Source organism: Bartonella sp. AC10YNML, from assembly GCF_042196825.1.
Classification (GTDB): Bacteria; Pseudomonadota; Alphaproteobacteria; order Rhizobiales; family Rhizobiaceae; genus Bartonella.
The window spans coordinates 61,320-79,861 of record NZ_JBHIRA010000007.1 but is presented as its reverse complement, the minus strand read 5'-3'; the positions used below and the strand labels follow the sequence as shown (position 1 = coordinate 79,861).

The following is an 18,542-nucleotide window of genomic DNA, read 5'->3' as shown; positions in this document are numbered from 1 at the left end:
CGGGATGAGTGTGTGGATAAAAATTATAGAAAAAAGGACTCAAAATGGCTCTTATGAACTGTCTTAAGTACTAGGAGCGATCTCAATCATCCACGAGCTGGCAAAGTGTGTGATGGTGCCGGCTTGTTTCTTCACAAGCGTAAAGATGGGGGTGCTCAATGGATTTTTTATTATTTCATGGGAGATTTATCATTATACCATTCACGAGGTGTCGTCGTGAAATGGATTTTGGAGGCAGATGTCTCTTTAAAACAAGCTTGTGAATGTGCACCCTAATGGCGCTTCTGTTTTACGTGAGGGGCGTGATCCTATTAAAGAACGCGATAAACAAAAGCGTGAGATAATAAGCAATCTCCATTATTTAAAAGATATTGCTCTAGAGACTTTTGAAAGTCGTAAAACCGAACTAAAGAATGATGGCAAAGGTGGCAAATGGTTTTTATCTTTACGGCTTTAATTCTCCCACAATTAGGCTGTATTTCCGTTTCAGAGATTACACAAACAGAGATACACAATATCTTGCTCTTATTTGGCATACAAAAGCTGGCGTTGCTTACAAAGCTCTCATTTCGTTTCAATCGTTGTCTCAAACATGCTGCTGCACTATGACGGATGCAAGTGAATTGATTTTGATTCATTCAAAATAAGAAGAATTTACGATATTCAGGAGGATAATTTAAATGTAGAATAATCAGTTGTTCTTATAAAGCAATATATTATAAAAATTGAAACCATTGGAAAAATTAATATCAATTGGGAAGGAAAACTTTTGCTTTTTAAGATAAATCAAGCATTCTCTTTATAAGTCACCATTACGATGTAAAAGTGTTGCAGCAGCTAAAACATTCTCAGCATGTCCAGATACACTTACTTTGCGCCATTCTTCTGTTATTATTCCATGTGCATCAATTAAAAAAGTGCTCCGTTCAACACCCATATATTTGCGTCCATACATACTTTTCTCCACCCAAACACCATAAGCTTCAAGGGTCCTTTTTTCTTCATCAGAAACCAAGATAACATCAAGTTCATGTTTTACTTTAAATTTATCATGTTTTTTTACATTATCTGGAGAGATTCCAATAACAACAACACCAATTTCATCAAATTTCGTCTTTAATTTTGTAAAATCAAGCGCTTCGCTTGTGCATCCGCTGGTATCATCTTTGGGATAAAAATATAAAACAACAGTTTTTCCTTTAAAGTCAGAAAGACATACTGTCTCTCCTCCATCGCGTGGTAAATTAAAATCAGGAGCAAGAGTACCTTTCATTGAGTTTATCATTTTTTTATCTTTCTTTTTAAGCGCAAAGATCAATCACTAGCATACAGAGAAGGAATAAAGTTTCAACTCTCTAAAATAGAATTATTTTAAAGACTTTTTCGCCATCATATAAAATTATTCTGTCATAAGAATTAAATTAAAAAATGAGGGAAGAAAGCGTAAGAAAGATCAATATCATGGATATAAATATAGAATGAATGAGAAATCAATAGATTATAGCGGTTTGATCAAAATATGTTTTTTCTTTCCGAAAGAAAGTTTAATGATTCCTTCTGCTGTCACATCTTTTTCAATAATAAGGTGTGTTTCATCCTCAATAATTTGATCATTAACACGTACGCCCCCACCTTGAACGTGTCGGCGTGCCTCACTATTAGATTTAGCAAGTCCTGCTTGTACTAAAAGAGTGAGCAATCCAACACCTTTTTTTAATTTTGAGGAATTAATTTCAACAGTTGGAAGATTTTCTCCCAGAGTTTTTTCTTCAAACGTTTTGCGAGCCGTTTCTGCAGCTTCATCGGCAAGAGCGCGTCCATGCAACATTGCTGTAATTTCTGTTGCAAGAATTTTTTTTGCTTCGTTAATTTCAGTTCCTTGTAATAGAGAAAGTTTAAGAATCTCATCCATCGGTAATGGAGTATAGAGCTTTAGAAATCGTGTTACATCAGCATCTTCTGTATTGCGCCAGTATTGCCAAAATTGATAAGGTGAAAGCTTATCCGCATTCAGCCATACAGCCCCATTCAATGATTTACCCATTTTGGCACCGGAAGAGGTTGTCAGCAATGGTGATGTTAACGCATATAATTGCGGTGTTCCTAAACGATGCCCTAATTCAATTCCGTTAATAATGTTGCCCCACTGATCAGAGCCGCCCATTTGCATACGCAACCCATAACGTTTATAAAGTTCAACAAAGTCATAAGCTTGCAGAATCATATAATTAAACTCTAAGAATGACAAAGAGTGCTCACGCTCAAGTCTGAGTCTGACAGAATCAAATGACAACATACGGTTGACAGAAAAATGCTTTCCTACATCACGCAAAAATTCTAAGTAGTTTAAATTGCATAACCATTCAGCATTATTCACAATACAAGCATCGGTTTCTCGGTCACCGAATGTCAAATAGTTAGCAAATACCTTTTTAATACCATCAATATTTGCAGCAATATCATCTTGTGTCAGAAGGCGTCGCGCTTCGTCTTTGAAGGAAGGATCACCAATCAATCCGGTCCCTCCACCCATTAAAGCAATGGGGCGATGACCCGTTTTTTGTAACCAATAAAGCATCATAATCTGAAGAAGACTTCCAGCATGTAAACTCGATGCTGTTGGATCAAATCCAGTATAAGCGCTTACAGTTTCTTTTGAAAAAAGATCATCTAAGCCTTTTTCATCTGAAATTTGGTGGATAAAACCACGTTCGCTCATAATATGTAAAAAATCAGATTTAAAGGCAAACACAGATTTAATTTCCTAATTTAAGAGTGCATTTATTGTATATAACAGGCGATTATATAATAAGTTATTAATGTGTTATCTATCATAACTGACGCACACCTCACAAGAGAAAGAGACATATTGGTAGTATAAAGATAATAACACAGGTATTATTTCTTTTTTACGCTAAAAAAGAGCCTTCTTAGTAATAGAAAAAAGGTATTCTGTTACTCTCATTTCTATCCTGAAATAAAATTTAGAAAAGTTTTAATATAGACTGAAAAAATACTTTGTTATGATCAGGGACGATTTTTGCTAATTTTTTATAAATCTATCGTATTTTCCTAAGTTAGTGAAAGTACTTCAGAAGGAGGAGCGAGAAGTTCATTGGAGATATGGTTATCCAAATAGTGGGCACATCGCTCAATAAGTTCTTCATGACATCCACTGAAAAAGTGATTAGCCTCTTCCAATATTTCTTGTGTGATGATGATACCTTTTTGTGTTTTTAATTTATCGACAAGTATTTGAACATCTTTTGGAGGGGCAACTTTATCGATACCGCCATGAATGATAAGTCCAGAAGATGGACAAGGTGCAAGAAATGAAAAGTCATAAACATTAGGCTGAGGAGCAACTGAGATAAATCCCTCAATTTCCGGTCGGCGCATTAAAAGCTGCATACCAATCCATGCTCCAAATGAGTATCCTGCTACCCAACAATTTTTAGAGTCTGGATGTTGTGTTTGCACCCAATCCAGAGCAGCAGCAGCATCTGAAAGTTCTCCTATTCCATAATCAAATTCACCCTGACTACGACCAATACCACGAAAGTTAAAACGTAAAGTTGTAAAGCCACGTTGTTGGAACATATAAAAGAGGTCATAGACAATTTTATGATTCATAGTTCCACCAAATTGGGGATGAGGATGCAAAATGATCGCAATGGGTGCATTTTTTTGTTGTGAAGGTTGATAACGCCCTTCGAGCCGACCCGCAGGACCGTTAAAAATAATTTCTGGCATAAAATGCTCCTTAATGCAATAAAAGGCTCTCTTTGACCCTGGTCGACTTTTACCATAGAATCTCTTAAATAATTATTAGATATTCTTTTTTTAGTGCACTTTTCAAGAAAATTGCGCTATTTTTTTAATCAATTCATAAGATTAATGATTGCGATGTAAAATGGTTATAAAACGCCGATATTTTGATCATAACGCAACAACACCACTCAAAAAAGTGGCACGAATGGCGCTACTAGAATCTTTAGAGATATTTGGTAATCCATCATCGGTTCATAAGGAAGGGCGTGCGGCTAAAACTTTGTTGCAAAAGGCCCGTCGGCAAATCGCTGAAAATCTTAAAACAGATCCAGATCACGTGGTATTTACCTCTGGTGCGAGTGAAGCTGCAATGACTTTGTTAACACCCTTTTACAATATTGGGAAAGCAAAAGTTAAATTTTCTCATCTTTACCTTGGAGCGACTGAACATCCCTCTGTTGCAGAGGGAGGACGTTTTTCTAAAGAGTTGATAAGCGTCATTGCTGTTGATCAAGATGGGCTCATTCAACAAGATAAATTAACATCACTCTTAGCGGCTCACGATAAAACAAAAGGTTTACCTCTTGTTGCTATTCAAGCTGCAAATAGTGAAACTGGTGTTGTTCAACCATTAAAAGAAATAGCTGCTGTTGTTCGCGATTTAGGAGGCACTCTTGTTGTTGATTTGACACAATATGTAGATAAAAATTTTGTTGATATTCATCAGTTAGGAGGAGACTTTTTTATACTGTCTGCCCATAAAATTGGCGGTCCTAAAGGGATAGGTGCTTTTGTTTCATGTGGTAATCTTCTCACTCCACATCCTCTTATTGTCGGGGGAGGACAGGAAAAAGGTTTACGGGGAGGAACAGAAGCATTGCCCCTTATTGCTGCTTTTGGGGCAGCAATGGCTGATTGTTTCACGCAAGAAGAAAGAAAACAATTAATATATTTACGCAATAAATTAGAAGATGGACTACAAAAAATAAGTAAAAATGTTGAAATTTTTGGTAAAAGAGTTCAACGTTTGCCAAATACAACTTACTTTACCGTGAAAAATATAAAAGCTGAAACGATGCAAATTGCTTTTGATTTAGAAGGGTTTTCTGTATCAGCTGGTTCTGCCTGTTCTTCGGGAAAAGTAAAACAAAGCAAAGTGTTGGAGGCAATGGGGTATCATGTTCCAAATGGTGCCATTCGCATTTCGCTAGGGCGTGGTACAACTTCTGAAGATATTGATGATTTTCTGTCGTTTTTTTCTCAAATTATAAGCAGGAAAAAAGGAGAAGATTTATCATCAGAAAGTTATAAAAATTAGAATTATTTTAAAAATAAAATAAGTTTGATTGAAATTTTTGCACTTTACCTATAGCCTAGGAGATAACTTGCTTACTTTAATCTTGTAAAAAACAAGACTTTAGTTACCGGTTTTTGACGCCAAAAAATGGAGAAAATTTATGCCGGCAGTACAAGAAACGATACGCCAAGTACGTGAAATAGATGTTGACCAATATAAATATGGTTTTGAAACCAATATTGAAACCGATAAAGCTCCAAAAGGCTTAAATGAGAATATTATCAAATTTATTTCCGTTAAAAAAAATGAGCCTGAATGGATGCTAACATGGCGCTTAAAAGCTTACCGCCGTTGGCTGACAATGCAAGAGCCTCATTGGGCGCGTCTTGAATATCCTAAAATTGATTTTCAGGAGCTTTATTATTATGCTGCTCCAAAAAATCATACAGGACCAAAATCTTTGGATGAAGTGGATCCTGAGTTATTAGCAACGTACGAAAAACTTGGCATTCCTCTTAAAGAACAAGAGATTTTGGCAGGAGTAAGAAAACAGTCTGATCCCTCCACTTTTGATGACAGTATGTCTGTATCGGGGCAGGTGGCTGTTGATGCAGTCTTTGATTCTGTTTCTGTTGTAACAACATTCAAAAAAGAACTGGCACGTGCTGGTGTGATTTTTTGTTCTATTTCAGAGGCGATTATTGAACATTCTGAGCTTATTAAAGAATATTTAGGAACAGTTGTACCTATAAGTGATAATTATTATGCGGCTTTAAATGCAGCTGTCTTTACAGATGGTTCATTTGTTTATATTCCCAAAGGGGTTCGTTGTCCTATGGAGCTTTCAACTTATTTTAGGATTAATGAACGCAACACTGGCCAATTTGAACGAACATTGATTATCGCCGCTGAAGATTCCTATGTTTCTTATCTTGAAGGGTGTACAGCACCCCAACGTGATGAAAACCAACTTCATGCTGCTGTTGTTGAGCTTATTGCGCTTGAAAATGCAGAGATTAAATATTCTACAGTACAAAACTGGTATCCTGGCGATAAAGATGGAAAGGGCGGTATTTATAATTTTGTGACGAAGCGTGGAGATTGTCGAGGTGATAACTCTAAGATTTCATGGACACAAGTTGAGACCGGTTCTGCGATTACTTGGAAATATCCATCCTGTTTACTGCGCGGTGAGAACGCGCGTGGAGAATTTTATTCTATTGCTGTTGCAAACGGTCATCAACAAATTGATTCCGGTACAAAAATGATTCATTTAGGAAAAAATACATCCAGTCGTATTATTTCCAAAGGCATTTCTGCTGGTTTTTCAAATAACACGTATCGAGGACAAGTTACAGCGCATAGAAAAGCACAAAATGCGCGTAACTTTACGCAATGTGATAGTTTGTTAATCGGGAATGATTGTGGTGCGCATACAGTTCCTTATATTGAAGCAAAAAATGCAACAGCTCAGTTTGAACATGAAGCCACAACATCAAAAATTTCCGATGACCAACTTTTTTATGTTATGCAAAGAGGAATTCCTGAAGAAGAAGCTATCGCATTAATTGTAAATGGTTTTGTAAAAGAGGTCATTCAAAAACTTCCCATGGAATTTGCTGTCGAAGCGCAAAAGCTTATTGGTATTAGCCTTGAAGGTAGTGTTGGATAATTTTATTTAATGAGATAAATAGAAGACTTTATGTAACAAGGCTGTAACGGTAGCACATAATGCTAAAAATGACCTCTATGGTAATTACAAAAGTAGATGGATGCTAAGGTAAAATAATACGCATTGATATCTGAAAAACAGCCAAAACAGGATTAAATGATGTTAGAGATCAAAAATTTGCACGCCCGTATTGCTGAAACCGATACAGAAATTATTCGTGGTTTAAACTTGACAGTTCAAGACGGAGAAGTTGCCGCTATCATGGGACAAAATGGAGCCGGAAAATCAACTTTATCTTATTTGCTTGCTGGTCGTGATGATTATCAAATAACAGAAGGAGATATTCTCTATAATGGACAATCACTTTTAGAAATGGATCCAGCAGAACGTGCTGCATATGGTGTTTTTCTTGCATTTCAATATCCAATGGAAATACCAGGGGTAGCAACAATGGAATTTTTAAAAGTTGCGATGAATTCTCAACGCAAAGCGCGAGGTGACGAAGAACTTAAAATTCCTGAATTTATAAAATGTGTTAAAGAAGTTTCAGCCAAACTTGAAATAGATATGGATATGCTAAAGCGTCCATTAAATGTAGGTTTTTCAGGTGGAGAAAAAAAACGCGCTGAAATTTTACAAATGGCACTTCTTGAGCCTACACTTTGCATTTTAGATGAAACGGATTCTGGTTTAGATATTGATGCGCTAAAAATTGTTGCAGATGGTGTTAATAAACTTCGCGATTCAAAACGTTCATTTTTGGTGATTACCCATTATCAACGGCTGCTTAATTATATTATTCCTGATACGGTACATGTTCTTTATAAAGGACAAATTATCAAAAGCGGTGATAAATCCTTAGCACTTTATTTAGAGCAAAATGGGTATGCTGATCTTATTAGGGAAGCGGTTTGAGGTTATTAAATATGAATGCACAGCAAAACTTGTTAGCGGTTGAAGAAAATATACTCAGTAATTTTAATCAGTATGTAAACCACTTACCTGGTGATAAAGCTGTACAGGAAATCCGCAAGAAAACTATTGAGCAGTTTCAAACGACACGGCTTCCTTCCCGTAAAATCGAAAGTTGGCATTATACCAATCTGCGTACCTTACTGAAGTCTATTAGCAATTTTTCAAAAGTTCAAGACAATCAATTGGTTGATGCATTGCTTTCAGAAAGTGCTGTTTTCTCCATAAACAATGGAAAAACATCGATAGAGTCAAAGATAGACAATATTGCAGTAAAACGCCTTTCAGATGCATTAGAAGATAATTCTTTACAGATAAATCAAAACATTTCTGATGAAGATTTTATTGGACAGTTAAATACAGCTTTTGTTACAGATGGTTGGCTTTTTCACATCCCTGAGAATACAAAGTTAAATATCCCCATTGAGTTACAAAATATACAAATGGGGGGACAATCTCATATTTTTTCGGATATAAAAGTTGATAAAAATAGTCAAGTTATGTTTATTGAACATCAGGTTGGCAATGATAAAGATACCTTTGTCAGTTCAATATTTTCATTAAATGTTGCTGCTGATAGTGATGTTACGTGGATTCTCATTCGCAATCGTGATTTTAATTCTACACAATTTGGTCGATTTTGTGCTGTTCTTGATCAAAGAGCGAAGTTATCACTTTATGTCATTAATATAGGGAGTCAATTAAATCGCCAAGAAATCGATATTGAATTACAGGGAGAAGAATCTGACTTTCAATTACGCGTCATAAATTTATTATCAGGACAAACACATAGTGATCTTACAATGACTGTTCGTCACGTGGAAGAAAAATCAACATCAACCGAAATTATACGCAATGTGGTTACAGATAAGGCTGTTGGTGTTTTCCAAGGAATAATACGTGTTTCTCAAAAAGCGCAAAAAACAGATGCACGCATGGCTTGTAATAGCCTTATTCTTTCAGATGATGCAGAATTTAATGCAAAGCCTGAATTAGAGATTTTTGCTGATGATGTTGCATGCGGTCATGGTGCAACAGTTGCTAATATTAATCATGATTATCTTTTTTATCTCATGGCGCGCGGTATTCCATTTAAAACGGCTCGTGCACTTTTAATCAAAGGATTTATCTCTGAGCTTATTGATGACATCAAGCAAGATAATATTCAGATTATTTTGGAGAATATCATTGGTAAATGGCTTGAAAAAAATGTTTAAGGTGGAAAAAATGGAAAATAACGTACAAACATTTACTTATAATGTAGAAGAAATTCGGCGTGATTTTCCTCTTTTGCACCATCAAGTTTATGGAAAGCGATTAGCCTATCTTGATAGTGCTGCTTCTGCCCAAAAACCACAATCAGTACTCAGTGCAATGAATAATTATTATCACTATAGTTATGCTAATGTGCATAGGGGAATGTACTTTTTAGCCAATGCAGCAACGCAATCCTATGAAAATTCTCGTGAAACCGTTCGTGTTTTTCTAAATGCACAAAAAGCGGAGGAGATTGTTTTTACGAAAAATGCAACAGAAGCTATTAATACTGTTGCTTATGGTTGGGCTATGCCTAAACTCAAGGAAGGTGATGAGATTGTTCTAACGATTATGGAACATCATTCAAATATTATTCCTTGGCATTTTCTTCGGGAACAAAAAGGTGTTAAACTTATTTTTGTTCCTGTCGATGAAAATGGTGTTCTGCACATTGAAGATTTCCAAAAGTCTTTAAGCGAAAAAACGCGGCTTGTTGCTATAACGCATATGTCCAATATATTAGGAACTGTGCCTCCTGTTAAAGAGATTATTAAGCGAGCACATCAAAATTCTATTCCGGTTCTTGTTGATGGTTCTCAAGGGGCAGTACATTTAACCGTTGATGTGCAAGATCTCGATTGTGATTGGTATGTCTTTACAGGTCATAAGCTTTATGGACCTACTGGTATTGGTGTTCTGTATGGTAAAGAAGATAGATTAGAAGAAATGCGTCCTTTTCAAGGGGGAGGGGAAATGATCGAGGAGGTAACAACCGATAAGGTTTTTTATAATGCTCCTCCTTACCGTTTTGAAGCAGGCACTCCTCCTATCGTTGAATCTATTGGATTAGCAGCGGCTATTGATTATATACAAGAGAAAGGTTGTAGCACGATTCATGCCCATGAGAGGTCCCTTTTAGCTTATGCGCAGGAAAAACTTAAAATGGTTGAGTCATTGCGTATTTATGGTCATTCTCCCAATAAAGGAGCTATTATATCATTTACAATTGAAGGGATTCACGCCCATGATATCGCTATGTTTATTGATAGAAGAGGAGTTGCAATCCGCGCCGGAACTCATTGTGCTCAGCCTTTATTACAGCGCTTTGGTCTAGCATCTATTTGCCGCGTATCGTTAGCCATGTATAACACTCAAGAGGATATAGATCAATTAGTAGAAGCATTGCAAGAAACAAGGACATTTTTTAATGGCTGAATCAATTGAAGAGCGTCATTCTACAGAATCCGTTGAAACTGTAAGCGAAAATAAAAAATCTTACATATCAGCAATTCCAGCAGACGAAATTGATCGTATGACAAATGATATTATTGCTGCTCTCAAAACAGTTTATGACCCAGAGATTCCTGCTGATATTTATGAGCTAGGACTGATTTATCGTATTGATATTGAAGATGATCGTTCAGTAAAAATTGAAATGACTCTTACAGCACCGGGATGTCCTGTTGCAGGTGAAATGCCGGGGTGGGTAGAAAATGCAGTTAGTGCAGTTGAAGGGGTTTCATATGTTGAAGTCACTATGACTTTTGATCCACCATGGACACCTGATTGTATGTCAGAAGAAGCTCAAATTGCTGTCGGATGGTACTAAAAGTATTGTTAAGAGACTCTAATCTAGCCATTCATGAATAAGCTGTTTACTTTTCACAAGCGTTTAAATTTAAGGGCGATCGCATGAGTTATAATAAACAAAAATTAGAACTCACTTGGATTGGAAAAGAAAAACGCCCCAAACTGGAACCTCGTATTTTATTGGAAGATCTTGAAAAATCTTATCACGCTCCGCACCAAGTATCTACCCAAGATATTTTTGATAATAAACTCATTTTTGGTGATAATTTATTCGCGCTCAAAGCGCTGGAACAAGAATATATGGGGAAGGTAAAATGTATCTATATCGATCCGCCTTATAATACAGGCAATGTCTTTGAACATTATGAAGATGGTTTGGAGCATTCCCTATGGCTCAGTCTTATGAGAGACAGGCTAGAATTGTTACATCGTTTACTGGCGGAAGATGGAAGTATTTGGATTTCCATTGATGATGATGAACAAGCCTATCTAAAAGTGATGATGGATGAAATTTTTGGTCGCCAAAATTTCATCAACAATATTATTTGGCAAAAGAAATATGCCCCACAGAATGATACAAAGTGGCTTTCCGATAACCATGATTTTATAATGGTTTATGCCAAAGATAAAACGATTTGGCGCCCTCAATTGCTTCCTCGTTCAAACGATATGGATGCGCGCTATAAAAATCCTGATAATGATCCTCGTGGTCCTTGGAAATCGGGAGATTTATCCGTGAAAAGAGTAACACCTAAGGATATTTATGAAATCATCACACCTTCTGGACGCAAGGTAATGCCTCCTAATGGTAGAAGTTGGGCTATGAATAAAAGAAAATTCTTTGAATTATTGAATGATAATCGTATTTGGTTTGGCCCCACAGGAAGCAATGTTCCTTCTTTGAAGCGTTTTTTATCAGAAGTAAAAAATGGTATGGTTTCAATGACCATTTGGCTTTATGAGGAAGTAGGGCATAACCAAGATGCCAAAAAAGAGGTTAAAGTTTTTAATTCTAAGAATGTCTTTACAACTCCCAAACCTGAGCGGTTAATGGAACGCATTATTCAACTTGCCACCAACTCTGGTGATCTTGTCTTGGATTCCTTTGCTGGTTCTGGTACGACCGGCGCTGTTGCTCATAAAATGGGCCGCAAGTGGATTATGATTGAACTCGGTGAACATTGTCATACACACATTATTCCTCGTTTAAAACAAGTAATTGATGGAACTGATCAAGGGGGAATTTCTAAAAGTGTCAATTGGCAAGGTGGCGGTGGATTTCATTATTATCGCCTTGCACCTTCTCTGTTGCAAAAAGACCCATGGGGACAATGGGTTATTAGCCGCGAATATAATGCTGCGATGCTTTCAGAAGCTATGTGCAAACATATGGGATTTACCTATGCGCCGGATGAAAATCATTATTGGATGCAGGGATATTCAACGGAAACGGATTATATTTATGTCACAACGAGCGCCATGACCCATGAACAACTCCGTATCATGAGCGAAGAAGTGGGCTCTCATCGGACCCTGCTGATTTGTTGTACAGCCTTTGATACAAAATCATCATCCTTTGAGAATCTTACACTTACAAAAATCCCTCGTGCAATATTGGAAAAATGCGAATGGGGAAGGGATGATTATAGTTTAAATGTAGCCAATCTTGAACCAATGGTTGTGGTAAAAGAAAGCGACAAAGATAAAGATATTGCGCAACAAGAATTAGATCTATTTGGATAAATATCAACGAGGCAGGTTACGAATGAGCCGTAATAAACAAAAATTAGAACTTAACTGGATTGGAAAAGAAAAACGCCCCAAACTGGAACCTCGTATATTGTTAGAAGATCTTGAAAAATCTTATCATGCCGCGCATCAAATATCATCACAGGATATTTTTGATAATAAACTTATTTTTGGTGATAATTTACTCGCACTCAAGGCACTTGAGCAAGAATATACGGGGAAGGTAAAATGTGTCTACATAGATCCACCTTATAATACAGGCAATGCCTTTGAACATTATGAAGATGGTTTGGAGCATTCCCTATGGCTCAGCCTTATGAGAGACAGGCTAGAATTGTTACATCGTTTACTGGCGGAAGATGGAAGTATTTGGATTTCCATTGATGATGATGAACAAGCCTATCTAAAAGTGATGATGGATGAAATTTTTGGTCGCCAAAATTTCATCAACAATATTATTTGGCAAAAGAAATATGCCCCACAGAATGATACAAAGTGGCTTTCCGATAACCATGATTTTATAATGGTTTATGCCAAAGACAAAACGATTTGGCGCCCTAATTTACTTCCTCGTTCAAGCGATATGGATGCGCGCTATAAAAATCCTGATAATGATCCTCGTGGGTTATGGAAATCGGGAGATTTATCCGTGAAAAGAGTAACACCTAAGGACATTTATGAAATCATCACACCTTCTGGACGCAAGGTGAATCCTCCTGCTGGAACGAGCTGGCGTTTTAGCAAGAAAAAATTCTCTGAATTATTGAAAGATAATCGTATTTGGTTTGGCCCCACAGGAAGCAATGTTCCTTCTTTGAAGCGTTTTTTATCAGAAGTAAAGAATGGCATGGTTTCAATGACGATTTGGCCCTATACGGAAGTAGGGCACAACCAAGACGCCAAAAAAGAAGTCAAAGCCTTTAATTCTGATAATGTTTTTACAACTCCTAAACCTGAGCGATTAATGGAACGCATCATTCAACTTGCCACCACCCCTGGTGATCTTGTCTTGGATTCCTTTGCTGGTTCTGGTACGACCGGCGCTGTTGCTCATAAAATGGGCCGCAAGTGGATTATGATTGAACTTGGTGAACATTGTCATACGCACATTATTCCTCGTTTAAAACAAGTAATTGATGGAACTGATCAAGGGGGAATTTCTAAAAGTATCAATTGGCAAGGTGGCGGTGGATTTCGCTATTATCGCCTTGCACCTTCTCTGTTGCAGAAAGATCCATGGGGACAATGGATTATTAGCCGCGAATATAATGCTGCGATGCTTTCAGAAGCTATGTGCAAACATATGGGATTTACCTATGCGCCGGATGAAAATCATTATTGGATGCAGGGATATTCAACGGAAACGGATTATATTTATGTCACAACGAGCGCCATGACCCATGAACAACTCCGTATCATGAGCGAAGAAGTGGGCTCTCATCGGACCCTGCTGATTTGTTGTACAGCCTTTGATACAAAATCATCATCCTTTGAGAATCTTACACTTACAAAAATCCCCCGTGCAGTATTGGAAAAATGCGAATGGGGAAGGGATGATTATAGTTTAAATGTAGCCAATCTTGAACCAATGATTGTGGTAAAAGAAAGCGACAAAGATAAAGATATTGCGCAACAAGAATTAGATCTATTTGAATAATATATAAAAAGCGGAGTTTTTTATGAACAGTGTTGAAAAAAGGATTTCAGCTCGCTTATCGTTGCGTGATCCTCAACGTGAATCATTAAATATTTTGGTGAAAATTTTAGAAAATATAGAGCTTTCTAAAAATGCTGATTTAGTTTCGAAATTAGAAATAATAAAAAGTCTCTATCCTTCTGTACAAGATTTTGAACGAAGCTTTCCCTCTTTTTGTTTTGCCTTAGCAACGGGAGTTGGAAAAACGCGACTTATGGGAGCTTTTATTAGCTATCTTTATTTAACAGGTCGTAGCCGACATTTTTTTGTTTTAGCGCCAAACTTGACTATTTATGAAAAATTAAAACAGGATTTTAGTCCTCAAAGTCCGAAGTATGTTTTCAGTGGAATAAGTGAATTCATTGCAAATAGACCCATTATTATTACAGGTGAAGATTATGAAAGTGGTAAAGGTATTCGCGCTGATGAACACCACTATTACGGACAAAAACGTTTGTTTGAAAATCGGGATACGGCCTTTATCAATATTTTTAATATTTCTAAAATTAATACAACGGATAATAAAAAAGGCACACTAAAATCTAGTATTCCGCGAATTAAACGCTTACAAGAAACGATTGGTGAAAGTTATTTTGATTATCTCGTAAATCTTCCTGATTTAGTTTTGTTAATGGATGAAGCGCATCGTTATCGAGCGTCTGCTGGTGCAGCAGCAATTAATGAGTTAAAACCTGTTTTAGGAATAGAACTTACAGCGACACCGAAAACAATAGGTGCAAAACCTGTAGATTTTAAAAATGTTGTTTACAGTTATTCACTTGCAGAGGCTATGAGAGATGGTTTTGTAAAAGAGCCTGCTGTTGCTACACGTAAAGACTTTCATCCTCAAAATTATACATCTGAACAATTAGAACATATTAAATTACAAGATGCAATTCATGCCCATGAAAACGTGAAAGCAGATTTAATTGCCTATGCCAAAGATTATAACAAAAAATTTGTTAAGCCTTTTATTTTAGTTGTCGCTCAAGATACAAATCATGCACAGAAATTGCGTGATTTATTGGAATCAGATGATTTTTTTGCAGGAGCTTATAAGGGAAAAGTTATAGAGATTCATACAAAACAGTCAAATATAGAGGAAGATCAAAATATTCAAAAACTCATTGTGATTGAGAATCCTCATGAGCCAACAGAAATTGTTATTCACGTTAATAAATTAAAGGAGGGATGGGATGTTAGCAATCTTTATACTATCGTACCGTTGCGTGCATCGGCTTCAGAAATTTTAACAGAACAAACAATTGGGCGTGGATTGCGTTTGCCTTATGGGCATAGAACAGGCATAGAATCTATTGATCGTTTAACAATCATTGCGCATGATCGTTTTCAAGATATTATTGATCGTGCGAACGATCCGAATTCAATTATAAAAAAGCATATTGAGATTGGAACAGGGGGTGATATATCCTCTGAAAAATCGGATATAGTGACAGTTCCAAGTCAAGCAGAAGCTTTATTTATAAAAACGATAGTAACACGTCATTCCGATATAAATGGAACATCTGATTTACACGGTATCATGTTACGTAATACGGATTCACCCACATTAACCTCTGAAGAACAAGAAATTGCTGCTATCGCATGGGATATTATTAAAGAAAATGATAATTTACCAAGTTCTCAAATGCTTTGTTCTGCACCGATACAAGAAAAAATGAATAATAAAATTATGAGTATTATACCGCTAGCACAAAAGTCTCTTGTGTCAAAAGTGGTTACAATTCTGACAAAACAATTACCAGAACTGATCATAGATATTCCTAATATTGTACTCATTCCTTCGCGTGAGGTTACTTATGGTTTTTCTGATTTTGATTTGGAGAATCTAGAAAGTTTAAATTTGCAACCTGTTAGTAAAGAACTTTTAATTCGAGAATTGCGTACCCATAAAAGCATTTTTCTCACTTCTAAAGATAAATATATTAAAGAACCTCATCTTGAAAATTACATCATTCGTGGTTTTATTGATAATGATTTTATCGATTATGATAGCCATACGCCATTATTACGAAAATTGGCTTGTCAGATGGTAGAGCATTTTCAATCTTATTTACCCAATGATATAGCTGTTGAGAACGTATTAATTCACTATCAGCATAAGATTAATACTTTTATTGTTGCGCAATTAAGAGAACATCAATGGGAAACACAAAAAGATTATGAGATTAAAGTTACACGAGGTTTTACAACTTTAACACCTATCCATTATGTTTTGCCGCAAGGAACATCTCCTATTGATTTTCGTAATATTCCTGCCATTAAAAGAGACATTAAAAAACTTATATTCAGCGGCTTTAGGAAATGTTGTTACCCTTTGCAAAAGTTTGACTCAGTAGAAGGGGAATTACGATTTGCTCAAATATTAGAAGACGATGCAAAAGTATTGAAATGGATGAAACCCGCTCGAGGTTTTTTCAAGATAGAATATGATAAAGGATCAGCCTATGAACCAGATTTTGTTGTAGAAACGAAGGATGCCAAATATCTTTGTGAACCTAAAAAAGCTTCTGAAATACAAAACGCTATTGTTTTAAAAAAGAAACAAGCTGCAGTTCAATGGTGTTGTCATGCAACGCATTATGCAGCTACTTACGGTGGTAAAAAATGGTATTATGTTCTTATTCCCCATGATGCTATTAAAGCAAATAGTAGTTTTGAAGGTTTATGTGCAGAATTTACCATTTCAGAATCTATACTTGAGAGCACATAACTTTTTGCTTTAAAAAAACATAAGTTTTTTAACTGGTCGATGCGAGAAATAATCAAATGTTTGAATATTATTTTTAATTTTGTTCCCTGTTGCACCATTAATTTAAGAATATGAGCTAATTCTTAAATCATGAAATTATTATTTTTTTCTAACTAACTTAAAGTAAAAGGAAAAATTTATAGGGAAATTATACAATATTATGCTTTTTTATGGGGATTTTCAGCCCATTTATGATTTTTGATAAAATAGAAGCTTACTTTCTTTATATGAAACAAAACCTTGAATTTGTAGTCACAAATTCAGAAAAAATATTTTAATTTTATAGACAGCTTTTTTCAAAAAAAATAGACAGTTTGTTGTGTTCTCTTTTGAAATATCTGAATATAATGGAATATCCAGAAGATAAAAGTAGGCTACTTTACATATGACTTTGAATTTAACAAACACTGTTTTTAATTTTTTAAAGAAAAACCCGACAAAAAAATTTACAGCTCGAGAAATTGCTCAATGGATATTTGAGAATTATCCAGAAAAATGCCACCAAAAACAAAAGCGTTCAACCGCAATAATCACTCCCCTTAACAGTGATGCAGCTCTTATTCAGCAAATTGTCGCTGAAATAGGAGCAAAACGTCCTCAGCTACAAAAGCGTTATCCAGAAATTAAAACCACTGAAGGACGACCACGGCAGTATTATTTTACTAAACAAACAGATAGCGCTGAAATTGATGCAGTAGAGGACAATGAAGAAAGTAGAGATTCTTCTGTTAAAGAGCGTGATCTTTATCCATTAGTATCTAAATTTTTATGGTCAGAGCTTGCAGTTTACAGCAAGCGCATTAATGAGAAATGTTCTCGTAATAAACATGGTGCAGGCGGCAATAAATGGCTTTATCCGGATCTCGTAGGGATACAAGATTTAAGCAGGGAATGGAATCGTGAAATCAAAGACTGTGTTTTGCAATATTTTGATAAAAAGACGAAGCTTTGGTCTTTTGAAGTTAAAATTCTCATTAATCGTTCAAATTTACGGAAAGCATTTTTTCAAACAGTTAGCAATTCTTCATGGGCTAATTTGAGCTATTTAGTTGCGAGTGAAATTGAAGGTATTGATACATTAAAAGAGCTTCGGATGCTTTCAAGTTTGCATGGAATTGGATTTATAAGGCTTGATAAAGAAAATTCTTCCGAGAGTGAGATCATAATTCCAGCGAAAGAACGTAGTGATATTGATTGGGATACTGCTAATAGATTAGTGGTAGAAAATAAAGACTTTCTTGATTATATTAAACTCATTCGTCAATTTTATCAAACTGGTGAAATGCGTCCATTGGATTGGGATCATACGGATCCATGAGGAGTATTAAAAAAGCTCTATTGTTTAAAGGCTCTTTTTGTAGAGTGATAAAAAATTACTTTCATGGTTTTATTTGATGATTATATTTAGGTAATACATTGATTTATAATGATAATTGGTATTTTTGACTTAAATGAGAATTCTGAATATCATAGCATTCAATCATTTTAAACTATCTTATATTGGTGTTAATCAATCAAGGTTGTTTTCGTGCATCTCACGAGAGAGGCGATAGGGAAGGGGCGTGTGGAAATTCTGTTTGGAGTGTTCTATTTTGTGCAAGAGATGTGATCCCATTAGATACTAGATTTAATGATTATAATTCATTACATATTTTGTATTGTAGAAAGTAAAATTAAACTTTGTTGTTTCTGTTTAACATAACATCAAGCATTGAAAAAATTTCCTCCTTATACTGAAGTTTCTTACAGAAAATTTATTCTGCTC

13 protein-coding genes and 1 pseudogene are annotated in these 18,542 nt (G+C 35.8%); 11 read left to right on the top strand and 3 right to left on the bottom strand.

Going from position 1 to position 18,542, the window contains the following annotated elements; translation table 11 throughout:
• Window positions 1-177 precede the first annotated feature (177 nt).
• Window positions 178-606, top strand: a pseudogene (locus ACFINA_RS05295) (phage integrase central domain-containing protein); the annotation flags it as partial.
• A 193-nt stretch (window positions 607-799) separates the two neighbouring features.
• Here ACFINA_RS05295 and ACFINA_RS05290 read toward each other — a convergent pair.
• The 3 genes from ACFINA_RS05290 to ACFINA_RS05280 form a co-directional block, all read right to left on the bottom strand.
• The gene (locus tag ACFINA_RS05290) at window positions 800-1,285 is read right to left on the bottom strand and encodes a peroxiredoxin (protein WP_375614123.1); all 486 of its coding nucleotides are present in this window, start codon (window positions 1,283-1,285) and stop codon (window positions 800-802) included.
• 213 nt (window positions 1,286-1,498) lie between these two features.
• Entirely contained in the window at window positions 1,499-2,752 is a 1,254-nt protein-coding gene (gene tyrS, locus ACFINA_RS05285) for a tyrosine--tRNA ligase (protein ID WP_375606854.1), read from the bottom strand.
• Window positions 2,753-3,072: 320 nt separating this feature from the next.
• A complete protein-coding gene (locus tag ACFINA_RS05280; protein WP_375606855.1) occupies window positions 3,073-3,753 on the bottom strand; it encodes an alpha/beta hydrolase in 681 nt (226 codons plus the stop codon).
• A gap of 160 nt (window positions 3,754-3,913) precedes the next feature.
• Between ACFINA_RS05280 and ACFINA_RS05275 the strand changes: the two genes are divergently transcribed.
• The 10 genes from ACFINA_RS05275 (at window position 3,914) to ACFINA_RS05230 (ending at window position 18,095) form a co-directional block, all read left to right on the top strand.
• Window positions 3,914-5,089 (top strand): cysteine desulfurase family protein, encoded by a 1,176-nt coding sequence (locus ACFINA_RS05275; protein WP_375606856.1) that lies wholly within the window; start codon window positions 3,914-3,916, stop codon window positions 5,087-5,089.
• Between the two features lie 139 nt (window positions 5,090-5,228).
• Window positions 5,229-6,740: a Fe-S cluster assembly protein SufB gene (gene sufB / locus ACFINA_RS05270; RefSeq protein WP_375615187.1), complete on the top strand. Its 1,512-nt coding sequence runs from the start codon at window positions 5,229-5,231 to the stop codon at window positions 6,738-6,740.
• A 159-nt stretch (window positions 6,741-6,899) separates the two neighbouring features.
• Entirely contained in the window at window positions 6,900-7,655 is a 756-nt protein-coding gene (gene sufC / locus ACFINA_RS05265) for a Fe-S cluster assembly ATPase SufC (protein WP_375606924.1), read from the top strand.
• Window positions 7,656-7,666: 11 nt separating this feature from the next.
• Window positions 7,667-8,929, top strand: a complete 1,263-nt coding sequence (sufD, locus tag ACFINA_RS05260) for a Fe-S cluster assembly protein SufD (RefSeq protein WP_375606858.1) — start codon at window positions 7,667-7,669, stop codon at window positions 8,927-8,929.
• Between the two features lie 10 nt (window positions 8,930-8,939).
• The gene (locus ACFINA_RS05255) at window positions 8,940-10,184 is read left to right on the top strand and encodes a cysteine desulfurase (RefSeq protein WP_375606859.1); all 1,245 of its coding nucleotides are present in this window, start codon (window positions 8,940-8,942) and stop codon (window positions 10,182-10,184) included.
• Window positions 10,177-10,578: an SUF system Fe-S cluster assembly protein gene (locus ACFINA_RS05250; protein ID WP_273787976.1), complete on the top strand. Its 402-nt coding sequence runs from the start codon at window positions 10,177-10,179 to the stop codon at window positions 10,576-10,578. The genes ACFINA_RS05255 and ACFINA_RS05250 overlap by 8 nt, the downstream gene beginning before the upstream one ends.
• 83 nt (window positions 10,579-10,661) lie before the next feature.
• Complete coding sequence (locus ACFINA_RS05245) at window positions 10,662-12,302, top strand: site-specific DNA-methyltransferase (RefSeq protein ID WP_375615186.1); 1,641 nt, start codon at window positions 10,662-10,664, stop codon at window positions 12,300-12,302.
• Between the two features lie 22 nt (window positions 12,303-12,324).
• A complete protein-coding gene (locus ACFINA_RS05240) occupies window positions 12,325-13,965 on the top strand; it encodes a site-specific DNA-methyltransferase (RefSeq protein WP_375615185.1) in 1,641 nt (546 codons plus the stop codon).
• A gap of 22 nt (window positions 13,966-13,987) precedes the next feature.
• A complete protein-coding gene (locus ACFINA_RS05235) occupies window positions 13,988-16,738 on the top strand; it encodes a DEAD/DEAH box helicase (protein ID WP_375615184.1) in 2,751 nt (916 codons plus the stop codon).
• Window positions 16,739-17,162: 424 nt separating this feature from the next.
• The gene (locus tag ACFINA_RS05230) at window positions 17,163-18,095 is read left to right on the top strand and encodes a COG2958 family protein (RefSeq protein ID WP_375615183.1); all 933 of its coding nucleotides are present in this window, start codon (window positions 17,163-17,165) and stop codon (window positions 18,093-18,095) included.
• Window positions 18,096-18,542 lie beyond the last annotated feature (447 nt).